Origin of the sequence: Mesorhizobium sp. RIZ17 (genome assembly GCF_051127865.1) — a bacterium.
GTDB lineage: Bacteria > Pseudomonadota > Alphaproteobacteria > Rhizobiales > Rhizobiaceae > Mesorhizobium > Mesorhizobium humile.
The window spans coordinates 281,865-298,841 of the sequence record NZ_CP147861.1 but is presented as its reverse complement, the minus strand read 5'-3'; the positions used below and the strand labels follow the sequence as shown (position 1 = coordinate 298,841).

At 64.2% G+C, this 16,977-nt stretch carries 14 protein-coding genes; 4 read left to right on the top strand and 10 right to left on the bottom strand.

Features of this window, described 5'->3' with window-relative positions:
• Positions 1-35 precede the first annotated feature (35 nt).
• Entirely contained in the window at positions 36-1,676 is a 1,641-nt protein-coding gene (locus WDX12_RS01515; RefSeq protein ID WP_434723698.1) for a tetratricopeptide repeat-containing sulfotransferase family protein, read from the top strand.
• A gap of 269 nt (positions 1,677-1,945) precedes the next feature.
• Here WDX12_RS01515 and WDX12_RS01510 read toward each other — a convergent pair whose 3' ends face one another.
• From WDX12_RS01510 to WDX12_RS01480, 7 genes are all read right to left on the bottom strand, one after another.
• Complete coding sequence (locus tag WDX12_RS01510; protein ID WP_434723697.1) at positions 1,946-2,299, bottom strand: DUF1428 domain-containing protein; 354 nt, start codon at positions 2,297-2,299, stop codon at positions 1,946-1,948.
• 194 nt (positions 2,300-2,493) lie between these two features.
• Positions 2,494-2,910, bottom strand: a complete 417-nt coding sequence (locus WDX12_RS01505; RefSeq protein ID WP_434723696.1) for a VOC family protein — start codon at positions 2,908-2,910, stop codon at positions 2,494-2,496.
• Between the two features lie 148 nt (positions 2,911-3,058).
• Complete coding sequence (locus WDX12_RS01500; protein ID WP_320293407.1) at positions 3,059-3,241, bottom strand: hypothetical protein; 183 nt, start codon at positions 3,239-3,241, stop codon at positions 3,059-3,061.
• Between the two features lie 93 nt (positions 3,242-3,334).
• Positions 3,335-3,724 (bottom strand): nuclear transport factor 2 family protein, encoded by a 390-nt coding sequence (locus WDX12_RS01495; RefSeq protein ID WP_320293408.1) that lies wholly within the window; start codon positions 3,722-3,724, stop codon positions 3,335-3,337.
• 100 nt (positions 3,725-3,824) lie between these two features.
• Positions 3,825-5,351: an ABC-F family ATP-binding cassette domain-containing protein gene (locus WDX12_RS01490; RefSeq protein WP_434723695.1), complete on the bottom strand. Its 1,527-nt coding sequence runs from the start codon at positions 5,349-5,351 to the stop codon at positions 3,825-3,827.
• A gap of 430 nt (positions 5,352-5,781) precedes the next feature.
• The gene (gene uvrB, locus WDX12_RS01485) at positions 5,782-8,916 is read right to left on the bottom strand and encodes an excinuclease ABC subunit UvrB (protein WP_434723694.1); all 3,135 of its coding nucleotides are present in this window, start codon (positions 8,914-8,916) and stop codon (positions 5,782-5,784) included.
• Between the two features lie 369 nt (positions 8,917-9,285).
• Positions 9,286-10,539, bottom strand: coding sequence for a hypothetical protein (locus tag WDX12_RS01480; protein ID WP_430699205.1), 1,254 nt, complete (start codon positions 10,537-10,539; stop codon positions 9,286-9,288).
• 139 nt (positions 10,540-10,678) lie between these two features.
• On the opposite strand from WDX12_RS01480, the gene WDX12_RS01475 reads away from it, so the two are divergent.
• Together WDX12_RS01475 and WDX12_RS01470 are read left to right on the top strand one after the other, a co-directional pair.
• A complete protein-coding gene (locus WDX12_RS01475; protein ID WP_430699215.1) occupies positions 10,679-11,722 on the top strand; it encodes a CapA family protein in 1,044 nt (347 codons plus the stop codon).
• A 361-nt stretch (positions 11,723-12,083) separates the two neighbouring features.
• On the top strand, positions 12,084-13,055 hold the full coding sequence (locus WDX12_RS01470; protein WP_434723693.1) for a DUF3137 domain-containing protein: 972 nt from the start codon (positions 12,084-12,086) through the stop codon (positions 13,053-13,055).
• Positions 13,056-13,058: 3 nt separating this feature from the next.
• On the opposite strand, the gene WDX12_RS01465 is transcribed toward WDX12_RS01470, so the two are convergent.
• Positions 13,059-13,541, bottom strand: a complete 483-nt coding sequence (locus WDX12_RS01465; RefSeq protein ID WP_434723692.1) for a YegJ family protein — start codon at positions 13,539-13,541, stop codon at positions 13,059-13,061.
• Between the two features lie 180 nt (positions 13,542-13,721).
• Here WDX12_RS01465 and WDX12_RS01460 point away from each other — a divergent pair, with 180 nt between their 5' ends.
• The gene (locus WDX12_RS01460) at positions 13,722-14,348 is read left to right on the top strand and encodes a hypothetical protein (protein WP_434723691.1); all 627 of its coding nucleotides are present in this window, start codon (positions 13,722-13,724) and stop codon (positions 14,346-14,348) included.
• Between the two features lie 65 nt (positions 14,349-14,413).
• Here WDX12_RS01460 and WDX12_RS01455 read toward each other — a convergent pair whose 3' ends face one another.
• Positions 14,414-14,929, bottom strand: a complete 516-nt coding sequence (locus WDX12_RS01455) for a hypothetical protein (RefSeq protein ID WP_320293416.1) — start codon at positions 14,927-14,929, stop codon at positions 14,414-14,416.
• A gap of 141 nt (positions 14,930-15,070) precedes the next feature.
• The gene (locus tag WDX12_RS01450; RefSeq protein WP_434723690.1) at positions 15,071-16,204 is read right to left on the bottom strand and encodes a hypothetical protein; all 1,134 of its coding nucleotides are present in this window, start codon (positions 16,202-16,204) and stop codon (positions 15,071-15,073) included.
• Positions 16,205-16,977: the final 773 nt, after the last annotated feature.

The following is a 16,977-nucleotide window of genomic DNA, read 5'->3' as shown; positions in this document are numbered from 1 at the left end:
GGCCAGGTGGCTCGGCCAGCCCGCTCGACCCGTATGTGCAAAAGGCGCTGCAACTGCATCAGGCAGGCCGGCGCCAGGAGGCCGAGGCACTCTACCGGCAGGTCCTGGGGCAGCAGCCAAACCATGTCGCCGCGCTGCATTTCCTCGGATTGCTGCTGCACCAGACCGGCAGGAGCGAAGAAGGGCTCGACCTCATCGAGCAGTCGGTGACCTTGCAGCCCGAGAATGCCGACTTCCTCAACAATATGGGCACGGTCATGCGCGACCTGGGGCGCATCGCCGCCGCGGTCGATTTCTTCCGCGGCGCGGTGGATATCCGGCCGGACCAACTGGCCGCGCGCGACAATCTCGGTTCGTCGCTGAAGCAACTTGGCCAGTTTGACGCGGCCGAGGAGATCTATCGCGGCACGATCGGCCGCAACCCGTTCCATGTCCGCGCGCGCATCGGCCTTGCCGAGACGCTGCAGGAAGCCGGACGGCTGGACGAGGCGATCGCGCTGTTTCGCGAGGCGCTGTCGATCCGGCCGAAGGACGCCGAGCTGCTCTACGGGCTGGGCGTCGCGATGATGGAGAAGGGCAAGCTCGACGAGGCCGCCGATCTCGCGCGCCAAGCGGTGGCGATCGCTCCCGCCATGGCCAAAGCCTGGCTTCTGCTGACGCAGGTCAAGCGCCAGACCGAGCGCGACAAGGAACTCTCCGGCATGGAGGCCGAGCACGCCAAGGCGCCGCAGGGCAGCCTCGCGCGCATGCAGCTCTCCTTCGGCCTGGGCAAGGTCAATGACGACCTCAAGGATTATGGCCGCGCCTTCGACTATTTCGCCGAGGGCAATGCCATCCGCCGCAAGGTCATCAACTACGATGCAGCCCGCACGCGCAACGAGTTCGAGGCAATGAAGGATGCCTTCGACACGGCCTTCTTCGAGAAGCACAGGCCAAGCGGCATTTCCGACGACACGCCGATCTTCGTCGTCGGCATGCCGCGTTCCGGCACCACGCTGGTCGAGCAGATCATCGCCAGCCACCCCCAGGTCTTTGGCGCCGGCGAGTTGAACATCCTGAAGACGGCCGTTGGCAAGCAGTTTCCGATGAACATGCCGGGCGGCTTTCCCGCCGGTATCGCCGACGTGCCCGACAAGGCCTTCGCCGAAGCCGGCCAGGCCTATCTCGACATGCTGCATGCCCGCTATCCGGGCTATCGTCATGTCACCGACAAGATGCCGGGCAACTTCCTGCTGGTCGGCTTCCTGCACATGATGCTGCCGAAGGCCAAGATCGTCCATTGCGCGCGCGATGCGGCGGCGACGTGCCTGTCGATCTTCAAGGTGCATTTCCGCGGCGACAGCCACCGCTACGGCTACGACCTCGGCGAGCTCGCCGATTTCCATAATCTCTACACCGACATCATGGCGCATTGGCACAAGGTGCTGCCGGGCGTCGTGCACGATGTCCGCTATGAGGATTTCGTCGCCGACCAGGAAGGGCAGACAAGGGCGCTGATGGCGTATCTCGGCCTGCCTTGGGACGACAAGGTGCTGTCGTTCCACGAGACCGACCGGCCGGTGCGCACCGCATCGGCGGCGCAGGTGCGCCAGCCGATGTATCAGGGCTCCGTCGATCTATGGAAGCGGTATGGGGACAAGCTCAAGCCGCTTCTCGATAAGCTCCAGAACGGATAGGGCGGCATTATACCGGTAGGCCGTTTGCTCTGAGTCATCGCAGACCTTCGAGATTAGCCGCTGCCTCGCAATTTCGTCATTCCAGGGCGAAGCAGGAGCGAAGCTCCGTCGCGGAGACCCTGGAATCCATGCCGTTACCTGCGCGAAGATTGCAGCGGAACAGAATTCTGGACCGTAGCGGCGCCTCTATGTCACGGCATGGATCCTCGGGTCTGCGCAGGAGCTCCGCTCCTGCTCCGCCCGTGGATGACGACCGATGGGCCGCCCGACTACAGCTCTATGAACGGCTGGAAGCCGCCGAAGATCATGCGCTTGCCGTCGAATGGCATGGTGGACCAGTCCATCTTGAGACGCTCATCGGCCATCACTTTCGCCATGACAGCGTCGCGGCTCTGTTTGGATTCGTAGACGACCCAGGAGAAGATGACGACCTCGTCGTCCTTGGCCTGCACGGCGCGCGGGAACGAGGTCAGCTCGCCATAAGGCACGTCGTCGCCGACGCATTCGACATAAGCGAGCGCGCCATGCTCCATCCAGACGGCGCCGCCCTTGTTGGCCAGCTTCTTGTAGTCGTCGAGATTTGCCTTCGGCACGGCAAGCACGAAACCATCGACATAGGACATGATGAAACTCCTCGGTTGGGTGCAGCTCTCCCTTCTCCCCCTGTGGGAGAAGGTGGATCGGCGCGCAGCGCCGAGACGGATGAGGGGTGTTCCAGCTTGGCGCCAAGCTTACCCCTCACCCGGATTGCCAGCCGAATTGCGAAGGGCAATTCGGGGCAATCCGACCTCTCCCACAGGGGGAGAGGTAGAAGGGCTCACTTCACCGGCGCGTTCATCGCCCAGGCGACGCCGAAGGGGTCTTTCACCTGGCCCCAGCGGTCGCCCCAGAACATCACCTGGAGCGGGGTGACGACCTCGCAGCCGGCATCGACCGCGCGCTTCCACCAGGCATCGATATCGTCGCTGCCGAGATGGAGCTGCAGCGTATAGCCCTGCGCCGCCTGGTGCGGATGGCCGTGCTCGGGATAGGCATCACCCAGCATCAGCGTCGAGCCGTTGACATAGAGATGGATGTGCATGGTGCGGCCCTTGTCGTCCGGCGGATAGGCGAACACTTCCTCCGCGCCGAAAGCCCTCTTGTAGAATTCGGCGGCCTTGATGGCGCCGTCGACCTGCAGGTAGGGGGTCAATCCGCCAAGGACCTTGGCGCGGGGCGGGGTCTGGTCGTTCATTCTCGTGTTCCTCTTCACGGGTTGATCTGGTTTGCCACCCAAGGACGGACGAAGCGGCGGCGATCCTACATGCCTCTCGAAAATTTTCTAAAGGGCCGGTTCCCGGCAGTCCGGGCGACCGGAGAACAATCGCATTGGATATGCCACTTTATATGACCTTCGCCGAGAACGTGGCGGCGCGGCGGCTGTCGCGCGTTTCGAAGATTTCCGGAAAGCCGATGTCCTTGCGCAGTTCGGCGGGCAGCGAAAGCAGGATGCGCTCGCTGCGATGACGGGCACGCGCAGCGGCATAGCGGTTGGCGAGGCGGCCGATGGACGACAGTACCGACATGTTGGTTCTCCCTGGTTGATGCCGGCATCATCGTGTCGGCGTCCCAAGGACGAGGCGGCAGCAGGCGATCCGACAGATCGCTGCGATCTTTTTTCAGAACACCGACGCGGCCAGCGCGGTGTCGTAATATTCCACCATCTCGACGATCTCGCCGTCGCGCACCGTCCAGAAATCGGCGGTGCGCATGATGAACTCCTCGCCGGTGGCGCGTCGCGTCATGTGGATCTCGACCTGCGCCGCGACCTTGTCGCCGCCGTCGACGATCTCGACCGGGACGAAGTGCCGGTATTCGAAGTCGTCGTCGAGCGCCAGGAGCCTGGAGAGGAATTCCTGCTTGCCGTGCGCGGTGCCGGCATGACGCGATTGCCGGGGATCGGCAATCCAGCGGAACACGACATCCTCGGCGCAATGCGCGAGGGCGCCCTCGATGTCACGCTCCGCATAGGCCTGGTAGAGATTGCTGACGATGTCTACTGCACGCATGGCCCGTTCCCTCCATGGTTGAGCAATTCAAGATGCTCCTTTTTTAGCAGATGGAAAAGTATTGCCGGGCCGGCGGTACCAGCCCAGCAGATATTGTCTCTCAGTTCGGCGTTTCGGCGACCGAGCGGAAGAACGCCTCAGGGTCGTCGATCTCGGTCAGCCGCCGCCTGTCGATCAGCCAGAAGCGGTTGCCGACGGCGCGGATGAAGGAGCGGTCATGCGAAGCGAGCAGGCAGCTCGCCTGATGCTTCAACAATTCGTCCTCCAACGCTTCCTGGCCGTCGATGTCGAGATGGTTTGTCGGCTCGTCGAGCAGATAGAAATTGGGATGGACGAGCCGGAGCACCAGCATCATCAGCCTCGACTTCTGTCCGCCGGACAGAGTGCCGATCTTCCGCTCCTGCATCTCGATCGCGACGCCGGCGCCGGCGAGCAGCGAGCGGGCGCGCTGCTCGCCGACCTCGAAGCGGTGCGAGACCATCGTAAGCGGCGTGTCGTCGCCATCGATACCCGACAGCGCCTGATCGCCATAACCGAGCACGGTCGACGGCGTCACCTTGATGTCCGCGACCGAACCCGGCTCGGCGATGGCGTCGCGGATCATCGCGATGAAGCGCGTCTTGCCGACGCCGTTGCGGCCGAGCAGCGCGAAGCGATCGCCCTGGCAGATGTGGCGCTTGCCGGTCCTGAACAGCAGCGTGCCGTCAGGGGTTTCGACCGCCGCGTCTTCCAGCGTGATCAGCACCTTGGCGTGGGTGCCGCGGTTGGCCAGCTTGATCGCGCCGGCCGAGCGTTCGCGATGTGCCGCCACGGCGGCATCCTCCAGCTTCTCGGCCCGCTCCTTGAGCTGCATGGTCTTCACCGTCAAAAGGTCGCTGCCGGAATTGATGCCGATGTTGTTGAGTTTGGCGGCCTGCTTGCGCAGCTGCTGGGCGATCTTGATGTCCCGCTCGAACTTGCGCGCCGTCGATGCGTCGAGCTCGTCGAGCGCCTGCCGGGCGCGGGAATAAGGCAGCGCGAACACCGACGAGTCTTCGGGACGCAGGAACAGCGTGCGGTTGGTGGTGGCGTCGAGGAAGGCGCGGTCGTGGCTGGCGATGATCACCGGCACCTCGCGCGGCAGCGCGTTCAGCCATGTTTCCAGCTGGCTGATCCTGACGAGGTCGAGATGATTGGTCGGCTCGTCGAGCAGAAGCACGTCCGGATCGGTGACCCAGACGCGCGCGATCAGTGCCAGCCGCTGCCAGCCGCCGCTCAGCGCGCGCATCGGCCGGGCGCGCATGTCTTCCGGCACTTCGAGTGAATCCAGCACGACATCGACGCGCCAGAGCTCGCTGTCGCGCTGCTCGGCCGGCAAGGCATCGGCGACGACGTCATGGAAGCTGCGGCCGAGCAATGCGTTGGGGACAGACTGCTCGACATGGCCGACGCGCAGGCCGCGCGACCGGGTGATGTCGCCGAAGGTGGCTTCGAACTCGCCGGCCAGGCATTTGAGAAGCGTGGATTTGCCACGGCCATTGGCCGCGACGATGCCGAGGCGATCGCCGGCGGCGACAGTGAGGTCGAGATTGGAGAAGAGCGGCGCACTCATGGTGACGCCGAGGGATTTGAGGCTGATCAGGGCCATGTCGATTTCTCTGGTCTGTCCGGAAAATCCGGCGAATGCACTTTGACGGCGCGCCGGCAGACCATCAGGCCAAGCTCAGCGACACCACGAAGGGCAGACCAAAAATCGAAGCGGGGGAATTCCCGGACCGTCCTGGTCAGCCCTGCAAGCAAGCTCGCAGGGCGCAAATCGGGCCACGCTGACGATGGTGGTAATAGTTCACGCAGCCCTCCTTCAGGATGTTCGAGACGAGGGATGGGTACACCGGGGGAGGGGTTGGTGGCAAGGGCGCTTTACCTTCTCCCCTTGTGGAGAAGGTGGCCGAGAGAAGCTCGGTCGGATGAGGGGTGTTCCAGGGAACGCAAACGTCTCACTCCGCTGGAACACCCCTCATCCGTCTCGGCGCTGCGCGCCGATCCACCTTCTCCCACAGGGGGAGAAGGAAAAGGCGCTACTGCCCCGGCCGCCCGGTCTTGCCCGGCCGTCGTTTCTGCCGGCGCTCGTCACCCGGGTCTTCGTAGGAACCGATGCCGGCGCGCTGGCGAACGATTGGTTTAGAGGAGTCGTCGCGTTCCTTCGCGCCCCCCTCTGTCCTGCCGGACATCTCGCCCATTTGGGGGGAGATCGGCTTTGGCTTCGCCGGCACTTTTCCCTCGACCGGCTTTTCCGTCCGCCGCACCGTCATTTCGTCGAGCGAGTTCTTGCGGAACAGCGGCTTGGTGCGATCGCCGGGAATGCCGAAATCGGAACCGTGCGCTTCGGACGCCGACTGTTTCTTGAACAGCGAGCGCGACACCGCGCCGGCCGGGGTTGTCATGTCTGTGCCTGGCCCCATGTCGTCGATCGACGGCTTGGCGAACAGCGGCTTCTTCACCGGCACGGCGCCGTCGGCGCCCATCTCGTCGAGATGCGGCTTGCGGAAGAGGTTGGGCCGGGCAGCCTTGGCCGCCTCCTCGGCGGCGCGGGCTTCGTCGAGTTGGCGGAAGCGCTCCTGTTCCTCGACCGTACGATGTTTGGCCACGCCCTTGTTGTGCTTGCCCTTTTCGCGGCCCGATGCAGGACTTTGGCTTTCCACCTCGCGCGCCAGCGGGTCGTCGGAGATGGCAAGCTCCATCTCGCGCAGCCGCTTGATCTCGTCGCGGACGCGCGCGGCCTTCTCGAAGTCGAGATTGGCGGCGGCGTCGCGCATCTGCTTGTCGAGTGCCTCGAGATGGGTTTTCAAATTGTTGCCGATCATCGCACCGGCATCGTCGGTGAACTGTGAGATGTCGGCGCGGACATGGTCCTTCTCGTAGACCGAGTCGAGGATGTCGGCGATGCGCGACTTGACCGATTCCGGCGTGATGCCGTTGGCGGTGTTCCACTCCATCTGCTTCTCGCGGCGGCGGTTGGTCTCCGCCATCGCCCGCTCCATCGAGCCGGTGATCTGGTCGGCATAGAGGATGACCTTGCCGTCGACGTTGCGGGCGGCGCGGCCGATGGTCTGGATCAGCGAGGTTTCGGAACGCAGGAAGCCTTCCTTGTCGGCATCGAGAATGGCGACGAAGCCGCATTCGGGAATGTCGAGGCCTTCGCGCAAAAGGTTGATGCCGACCAGCACGTCGAAGGCGCCGAGGCGCAGGTCGCGCAGGATCTCGATGCGCTCCAGCGTGTCGATGTCGGAATGCATGTAGCGGACGCGGATGCCGTTCTCATGCAGGTATTCGGTCAGGTCCTCGGCCATGCGCTTGGTCAGCACGGTGACCAGCGTGCGATAGCCCGCCCGGGTCGTGTCCCGGATCTCGCCGACGACGTCATCGACCTGGCTCTTGGCTGGACGCACCTCGACCGGCGGATCGATCAACCCGGTCGGGCGGATGACCTGCTCGGCGAAGACGCCGCCGGACTGCTCCAGTTCCCAGCCACCGGGCGTCGCCGAAACCGCGACCGAGAGGGGACGCATGGCGTCCCATTCCTCGAAGCGCAGAGGCCGGTTGTCCATGCAGGAGGGCAGGCGGAAACCGTATTCGGCAAGCGTGGCCTTGCGGCGGAAGTCGCCGCGATACATGCCGCCGATCTGCGGCACGGTGACGTGGCTCTCGTCGATGAAGATCAGCGCATTGTCCGGCACATATTCGAACAAGGTCGGCGGCGGATCGCCCGGCTGGCGGCCGGTGAGATAGCGCGAATAGTTCTCGATGCCGGCGCAGGAACCGGTCGCCTCCAGCATCTCCAAATCGAAGCGCGTGCGCTGTTCGAGCCGCTGCGCTTCCAGAAGACGGCCAGCCTTTTCAAGCTCTTGCAGGCGGTGCTTGAGCTCCTCCTTGATCGACTTGATGGCTTGATTCAAGGTCGGGCGCGGCGTCACATAGTGCGAGTTGGCGTAGATCTTGACGCTCTTCAGTTCGCCGGTCTTCTGCCCGGTCAGCGGATCGAATTCGGTGATCGACTCGATCTCGTCGCCGAACATCGAGATGCGCCAGGCCCGGTCTTCCAGGTGAGCCGGAAAGATCTCGATCGTGTCGCCGCGCACGCGAAACGAGCCGCGCACGAAGTTGATGTCCTGGCGCTTGTATTGCTGGGCGACGAGGTCGGCGAGCAGGGAGCGCTGGTCGAGCCGATCGCCGACCTGCATCTGGAAGGTCATGGCCGTATAGGTCTCGACCGAGCCGATACCGTAGATGCAGGAGACCGAGGCGACGATGATGACGTCGTCGCGCTCGAGCAGCGAGCGCGTCGCCGAGTGGCGCATGCGGTCGATCTGCTCGTTGATCGAGGATTCCTTCTCGATATAGGTGTCGGTGCGCGGAACGTAGGCTTCCGGCTGGTAATAGTCGTAGTAGGAGACGAAATACTCGACCGCGTTTTCGGGGAAGAATTTCTTGAACTCGGCGTAAAGCTGCGCGGCCAGCGTCTTGTTGGGCGCCAGGATGAGGGCGGGGCGCTGCGTCTCCTCGATCACCTTGGCCATGGTGAAGGTCTTGCCCGAGCCGGTGACGCCGAGCAGCACCTGGGTGCGGTCGTTCCGGTCGACGCCTTCGACGAGGTCCTTGATGGCGGTCGGCTGATCGCCGGCCGGCTCGAAATCCGATACCATCTTGATGGCGATGCCGCCTTCCGACTTTTCTGGCCGGGCCGGTCGGTGCGGCGTCCAGAGCTGGCCGTCCTTGTGCAGCGGATTGCCGGATTCGATCAACGCCGACAGTGCCGCGACGGTCGCGGTGACGCTGCTCGAGGAAACCGACTCGGCGTCCTCCAAGCTGATGTCGAGGCCGGCCACCGGGTTGAGGCCGGCGGCCGCGCGTTCCTTCGCCGACGCGGCGCCGCCCATCGAGGTGCCGCGCGCCGTGCGTCCGGGCGCCGAGGAGCGCTCGGGTATCTTTTTCGGGGCTTTCGCCTTCGGCTGCTTCTCCGCCTCGCGCTCGATCTGCCCGGCCCAATCGGAGATCGAGCCGGTCAGCGGCGCGCCGGAAAACTCTGCCTGCGGCGCTTCGGCGAAGCCGCCTGGGTTCAGCGGTTCGGCGGCGTCGAGGAATTCGGTCAGCGGGTTGCGCCGCTTCGGCGCGCCGTCTTGCGAAGGCGTCTTCTTGTCAGGATGTCTGGCCATGACCCCGAATATGGGTGGACTCGGCCAAAATGGAAAGGGCCGAGTGATTGGGCGCCGGCCGAGCGCGGACGCTGCTGACAGAAGGCTGTCAGGAGAGACGTCATGACTTGGTGAACCGGGTATCGTCTACCGCCGACGTTGCGGGCGCGGCAAGCGCCGCGGCGATGCTGCGTGTTGCAGGCCGCTATGGGCCACGAGCGCTATTGGTTGTCGCCACCTCGAGGATTGGGTTCCCGCCAGAGGCGGGGGAGAGGTGTCCGCGAAGCGGACGGAGAGGGTTCTTCGCAGGGCGCTCCCTCTCCGTCTCGGCTTCGCCGAGCCACCTCTCCCCCATTGCATGGGGGGCGCGGAACCCAGTCCTGCCATGTCTCAGTTGAACCACAGCGCAAAGGTCAAAAATCCGGCGCCGCCGAACTGGCGCTGGATCTGGTCGAAATCGTCGCTGCTGAGGATCTTGCCGCTTTCGAGATAGGGCGCGATGCCGGGGCCGGTGATCGACAGCACCAGATCGAAGGGTTTCGGCTCGTCGAAGAAGCGCTTCATGTTGATGCCCTTGCCGGTGATGCGGAAATGCGGCAGCAGCACGCGGCCTTCGAGCAGGTCCTCGGCCACCGTCAGCGTGGCCAGCCAGGCCTGCACCTGTTCCTCGCCGACCTCGAGGCCGGTCAGCGGGTTGATGCCCTTCTGCTGCGGTCCCGGCAACCATTCGCGGTCGTTGTCGGTCTCGGCCAGGATCGCTTTCCAGTTCTCGCGCGACAGCCGGATCATCTCCAGCAGGTGGCGGCGCGCGGCCTGCCGGCGTTCCGGCTCGATCACCGGCCAGTTGACGAGATGCACCAACGAGATGAAGTCGGCGAAGCGCCATTCCGAGGCGAACATGTTGCCGCTCATGCCGCCGTCCGGCGGCACCAGTGCGTCCTGTAGCGGCAGTTTTGCCCGCGGGAAGAGCATGTGGAAGGAGCCGTCGAAGGCATTGCGGAAATCATGCGCCAGCCAGAAATCGGCCTGCGCCATCAGGAATTCGGCGTAGCCCTGCAGCCAGAAACCGTCGGCGCGGTCGAAGCGGAAGGTGAGCGAGGGCGCGGTATTGCTCGTGTCGATGCTGCCACGTGAGAGCGACGCCATGATGGCGGCGAAGCTTTCGTCTGGCGCAATCACGCCGTCTTCGTTGAGATCGATACCGGCGCGGGTGAGGTCGACAACCATGCCGATGTCGGCGTTGGCTGGGACTGAGCCGAGCGTGGCGGCGGATTTTTCGAGCCGGTCGCGGAAGGCGACCAGGATGGCTCGGAATTCTTCGTAAGTCAGCGGCTGCGGGTTGGGATTGTCCGGCACGGGCAACCGCATCAGCGGCAGCATGAAGGATTTCGGGCTCTCGAACCCGTGGCGATGCAGGCCGCCGGCGAGGAGCTCAAGTGCGGTGAAGAATTCGCCGGCGCCGGCCGCATAGGCCGCTGCCGGGTCCTTGGCCGCTGCCACCTCCAGCGTCGCCAGCGCAGTGTTCCGCTCGGCCACGCTTTTCGCTTCGAACATCGACTTGGCCGCGTCCGGCATCTCCGCCCAGGCGAAGGACGCCGGCAGGAACATCGACAGGGCAATTGCAAACACTGCTTTGAGCGACATCGTCATCGTCCTCCACTGCGCGGGCGCGGTGAGCATACACGTATTTTGGTCAGCCCGAGATATCTGCCGCGGGATCACTCGGCGGCCGGCTTCAACCGGCCCGTCAGACAGTCTACACAGGACAAAACTGGACGTGTCCGTGTCGAATTATCCGCTCTCCTACAAGCTGTCGTGGCTGCCTCGCCTGCTGAGACCGTCGCTTGCCGGCGACCGGAACGGTTTGGCAGCGCCCGCGGCGACGTTGATCGATCCGCAGCCCATGCGGAAGGCACGGGTGGCCTTCGTTGGCGACATTTCGGCGGTCGCCAATCGCGATGCGCCGGAATGCGATCCGGCGATCGCCGCGCTGCTTTCATCCGCCGACCTCGTGGTCGGCAATTGCGAAAGCCCGATCGTCGAACGCCCACATGCGGCAATGGGCACGTGGCTTGGCACGCATCACGCGATGAGCGAGCGTTTCCTGGCGCATGCGCTGAAAAATGCCGGCATCGCGCGCGACAGGCTCGTGCTGTCGCTGGCCAACAATCATGTGCTCGATCAGGGCATAGCCGGTTTCGAGGAAACGCTCGCAGCGCTCAGGCGGCTCGGGATTCGAACCATCGGCACGGTTGCGGGCGGACCGGTCCAGCGTCATGCCGCCGGACCGCTGGCGATCGGCTTTGCCGCCTTTACGCTCTGGCGCAACACGGACGCCGCGCCGTTCGAGGAGCGCATCTCGAGGCGTGCGGCCGAATGGCCGCTCGACGCTGTTGCCGGCATCGACCTCGCCTGCGCGGTGCCGCACTGGGACTGGGAGTTCCGGCACTTTCCACGGCCGGCGACGCGGGCGTTGGCGAGGCGGCTCCAGGATCGCGGCGCGCGGCTGATCGTCGGGCATCACTCCCATGTCGTGCAGCCCGTCGGGCGCATCGGCGGCAGCGTGATCGCCTATGGCCTTGGCGATTTCCTCGGCACTGCCTTTGCCAGGCTGCCTTGGCCGGCACGCGTCGGCTCGATATTCGTCGTCGATGTCAGCGCCGATCCGGCCACGCGCGGCGCGATTGCCGCCTACAGGATGCATTTCTTCATGCGGTTGCGGGCAGGCAGCCATGAGCGGCTGGTGCCGGTCGAGGCCCTGGATGGCGCGCTCAAGCCGCGGGTCGCTGGCCGGCTGGAGGCGATTTTTCCTACCTTGAGGGACTAGTCCCCCTGGCACAGAGTGCGTTGGCAGATCCCATGCTTGGCGATTGGCTGAAACGCCCGTCGCGATCGTCATCCACGGGCGGAGCAAGGAGCGTAGCGACGCGCGCAGACCCGAGGATCCATTCCGTGACTTGGAAGCGACGCGCGTAGACCCTAGAATGACGAGGTCCGGCAGCCTTCAGCTCATCGCCAGCGTTTGCGCTGACTACCCCCAACGGACGTTGATAACCTTGCCCGCCGACAGGCCTGCAATCTTTCAAAATCCCTGTGTTGGGGAACTAGCCGCCTACCGCCGCGAGCGCAGGCGACTTTCGCGCGAAAGCAGTTATCATAGCCCATCTCAGCGGCGGCCGGGGGTGGCCATGGAAGCAGCGGATTTCATGCCGAGCGAAGCGGTCATCGCGGGCATCAGGCGCGGCATCGAGGACTATGAGGCAAAACGGGCGTCAGCCCAGCGACAGGTGCGTTGGCGTGTGCCCGTGTTCGTCGGTCTGGTCGTCGTCTTCGTGGCGCTCGTGGCCTGGTTGTTCAACGCTGTCGCCGATCCCCATGAACAGTGGTTATCGACGCCGCATGTCTTTCTCTACCTCGGCGGCCTCGTTGCCGCGGTGCTGCTCTATTTCCAGGCGCTGCGGCCGGCGACGCGGCTGCAGCAATCCTTCCGCGACACGCTGCTGCCGATGATCTTCGGCTTCGTGCGCGACGTGCGCTACCAGCACGGCGTGCGGCCGAACTCCTTCGACAGGATGCCGCGCGAAACGGTCGGCGCCTTCAGCCGGCAGAGCTTCGACGACATCATTTCGGGACGCTATGAGGATTTTGCGTTCGAGCTTTACGAGGCGAAGCTCTGGGAAGGCTCGGGCAAGAGCGAGACGGTTGCCTTCAAGGGCGTCATCGTCGCGTTCGAGACCATCGAGCCGTTCCCGGGAACGCTGGTTGCGGCGCGCAAGGCCGGTAAGGTAACGCACTTCTTCCGCGGCATGTTCGCCTCGAAGATGCAGGAGCTGTCATCCGGCGTCGACGACTTGGATGCCACCTATGAATTCCGCACCGACAATGTCGAGGCGGCGCGGCCGCTGGTGACCGGCCGGATGGCGCAGGCGCTGACCTGGCTGCGCGAGACATGGCCCTACGATCAGGCGCGGGTGGCGCTCAGCGGCAGCGACGGCTTTCTGTTGATGCCGCGATCGAAGAACTTCTTCGAGCTGCCGGATATTGCGCAGCCGATCGATTACACCATTCATGTCGCGCCGATGATCACCGATCTCGGCGCGATGCTGGCAACGGCGGCGCTGGTGCGCAAGATCGGCGCGAGGGACGAGGCGGCCGGGTAAGGTTCAGCAATCGAAGCCGTATGCAGAACGCAGGTTATCCGCCTCTTCCTTCGACATCTTCTTGAGCATAACGCAGACGGTGAAGCTGCCGACCTGATGGCCGTTTTTGGTGTAGCCCCAGTCGGAAATATCGTCCCTGGTGAATTCGATGTTCTGGCCGAGGACGACGTTGCGGACGATTTCCGGCTCGTTCGCCAATATGCCGACGAGGCCGGTGTCGGTCCGCTTGAATGGTATGACCCAGAAATGCTCCGTCGCATTGCCGTCGACGATCATCACCTTCAGCTTGAACTTATCGGTTCCCGGCAGCGGAGCATCGGACAAAGCCAGGAATTCATCCAGGCCGGATCGCGCCTTCTCGATTGCCGCGGCCATCTCGGCGTCGTCCGAGACGATCATCATGGCCTTGTCGTCGCTTTGCGCCCAAGCATCCAAAGGAGCGAGCGCCAGCAGCAAGCATAGCGCGATACGAATGGCAATTGTCATGACACCCCCCGGTCAAGGCCAATATCCTTGCGCATTATTTTCGAGCAATGTGTCGGCTTTATCAATCAGAGAACCGGCCCACGCCAATTGTCATCGGGGAATGATAAGGAAGCGGCTTCGGCCGCCGAAACGAGGCCGCCATCGAACGCGGTGATCAGAACTGCGCGGAGAGGACAGGATATGCGACTGAGATTAGCGGCAGCAGTGCTCGCGGTGATCGTGCTTTGCACCGGACCAACCCGTGCCGACGACCCGAAGGCGTTCAAGCTGACGATCGACGGCGTGACGGTCGACATCGATCCGGGCGAGGATATCGACGTGACGCTGCCCGGCGGCAAGACCAGCAAGGTGCGGATCGACCACAATGATTTCGCGACCTTCTCGGGCGGCACATTCTCCTTCGTCCATCCGAGCACCAATTCGGTCACCAAGACCGATCTTGGCGAAGGCATCGCCCAGTATCTGATGGCATCGGCGCTCGGCACCCTCGTCGTGGTGCAGAAATACGACAAGATGAACCCGGTCTCCCTCAACCAGCTGATGCTGCAGGAGATGACCAAGGAAACGGTCCAGGCGGGTGGACAGCTGACGCAGCGGGCGACGACCCGCAAGCTCGCCGACGGCAAGGAGTTGACGGGCCTCAAGGCCACCGTGAAGACGCGCACCGACAGTGCGGATTTCGAGATCGTCGGCTTCGGCACCGTCGATCAGGGGCTGCTCTTCATCACGCGCATCGGCGACCAGGACAACGCCACCGAACAGCCGCTGATCGACAAGTTCTGGGAGACCTTGAAGATCAAGCTGTAGGGCGCGTGACGATGTTCAGGTGAGGCCGGCTTAACTCGAGTCTCGACACGCCTTGTTGGACAGGCTCACAGCCCGGTCAGACCGGCCAGCCAGTTCGCCGAGCGCTTCGCCGCGTCCACCGTTGCGCCGGCGGCGCGGCTGAGATCGGTCTTGACCACGGCATAGCCGGCCGTGGTGCGGTAGAGCACGGCGCGTCCGCCATCGACCGACCCGTCGAAGGCCACAGGTTTCGCGGCCTCCGTTTCGCTGGCGGTCACCGTTCCACCGACCGGGGCGCTGGGGCGATGGTCGAGCTCGGGCGGCAGCGGGGCGATGGTTTCGACGACGCGGTTCCTGGGCTTCAGATCCGGTCTGGAGGCTTTCGCGGCAAGCTCGGACGACGAGGCCGAGCCCTTGACGCGGCAGATGCCTGAAACCAGCGGATAGTTGAAATTGCGCTGGTGCAGCATCTGGCTCTTCATCGCCGCCTCGCAGTCGGCGATCGTCGACCATTTGGCCGGCGTCTCGCCGATATATTCGCACAGCTTGGCGTCGCAGTCGCAGCCGACAATGGTCATGGCGACAAGGGCGGTCTTGATCACGGTCTTGTCCCTTCGAATTGCCTCCCAATCCCCAATCGCATCAATCCATGCCGAACAAGGCGGGATTTGGCCGCGATTGTGAAATGTGGATGACGGGACGTTTCCGAAGGTTGCTCAGCCGGCCACTGTGACCGAAATGCCTCAGTCGTCGGCGTAAACATGTTCCAATTTGGCACGGGCCTTGGCCAGAGCCGGCAGGACCAAATGCAGCTTGCGCACGGCGACGGTCAGCGCGATGCGGCGCGTGTCGGGCGATACCGGGATCGGCTGGTTGAACAGGATGCGCGAGCCCTCGGGAGCGGTGATCTCCGCGCCCGCGGTCACCGTGATCATGATCTCGTCGTTGCCGCCGATCTCGACGAAGGAGATGCCCTTGTCGATGAGGCGCGGGAGCATCGCGGTAAAGGCCTGCGAGCGGCTGGTGACGAAGATGGTGCCGTCGCCGCCGAGATCGCGCTCGAGGAGCGTGTCCGGCTCGTTGCGCGCCGCCTCGCCGACCGGGCCCTTGGCCCAGACATGGATATCGGGCGGGCTCGGGTCGCCGGCGCCGGCCAAGGCCGATTTGCCGAGATCGGCTCCCCATTGCTTGACCGTGTCGGCCAGGCCGAAAGCGAGCTTGCGTTCGCTGGTGCGGATGGAGTCGTCGCCGGCTGCCGGCTCGACCGCAAACAGGCCGGCGCGCTTTTCGGCATAAGGAAAATCGGTCCAGGGTCCGGTGTCGAGAAAGGCGGCATAATCGCCGGCGATCTTGGCCTGGTAGATGTCGGCCGCGACGCGCTTGCCGGCGGTTGCCTCGGTCACCCGGCCGACCGTGTTCTCGTAGGCCCACTGGGTGGCGTAGTCGATCGTCAGGCCGGTGCCGATGAGCGTCGGCACGACGTAATCGAGGATGTCGATGCCGCGAGCGGAAGTCACACGGATGATCGTTGCGTAGTCCTGCCAGCAATGGCCGACATAGGCCCAATAGGGAAAGCCGCTCGGCTGATCCTTACCGACAAAGGCAGCGTAGTCGTGCGCAGCATGGACGGCCGCCCATTTCGGATAAGCGAGCCATGCCGCCTGCTCAGGCACCTGATAATCCCGTGTCGCCTGTCTCACCTTCGCGGCGAGCTGTGCCGGCGGAGCATCCTCGGCGATGCCGGGAAATGGGGTCTTGTCGAGCGCCGGGGTGGTGAGAAAGCCGTAGGCCAGCCCCAGAACCGGGACCAGTACCACGAGAACGATCAGCCAGAGGATTGTCTTGATGAGCCGTCTCAGCCAGCGCAGCAGGAACATGTCAGGCCGCGCCTGGATCGAGGGACCGGCATATCGGCATGCAAAGACCGGCACGGTCGGCGAAGATGCCGGCGACGGCAAGCTTGCGGATCAGCGGCATGAAGCATCCCCCTTCACGTCACGCTGAACGTTAGCCGATTTTAGCGCGGGGAACAGCCCGGTTGGGCAACAAAGGCGAAAGAGGTTCCCGGCGCGGGCGATCCTCGCGCACCACTCGCCTGCCTGATGGCGCACGGCAGCGATCGGTGGGGAAGGGTCCCAAAAAGACAGTTGGCGCTGGGATTTCTCCCAGCGCCTCCCTGTCAGATCAGAACCGGTTGAGGCAGCAACTTCCGTAAAGTCGTCGCGCCAGGCCAGCCTTGATTTTGACGGTCCTGCCAGTCGCCGCCCGAGGGCAGCTCCCGTTCCAGACCACGCCGATCTCCACCCTTGCGGGCTTCGCCCAGCGTGCCATCGAAGGTTTTTCCCGGCCTTCATGGCAGCATCGGTCCGCCGTCGGCGTTGGCACGCTTTCCGCGGCACCCGTAGGTCTCGGCATCCGTCCCTCCAACAGGCAAGCCTGCTCTCGTTCTGGGCCGTACGGGCCTCAGGAAATCCGCCTTGCGCTTTTGCCTTTCGGCTGGGGCGTTCAGTGGCCGCCTGAGATGGGTTCAACGTACGCCGGGTAAGGGGTTTGGGGAATGCCGGTGAGCCTGTGGATAGCGGGATTATCGGGGACCAATGGCAAAAGCCTCGGAATCCGCCGGCCGAACCCCTTAGACAGCCTGCCCCGC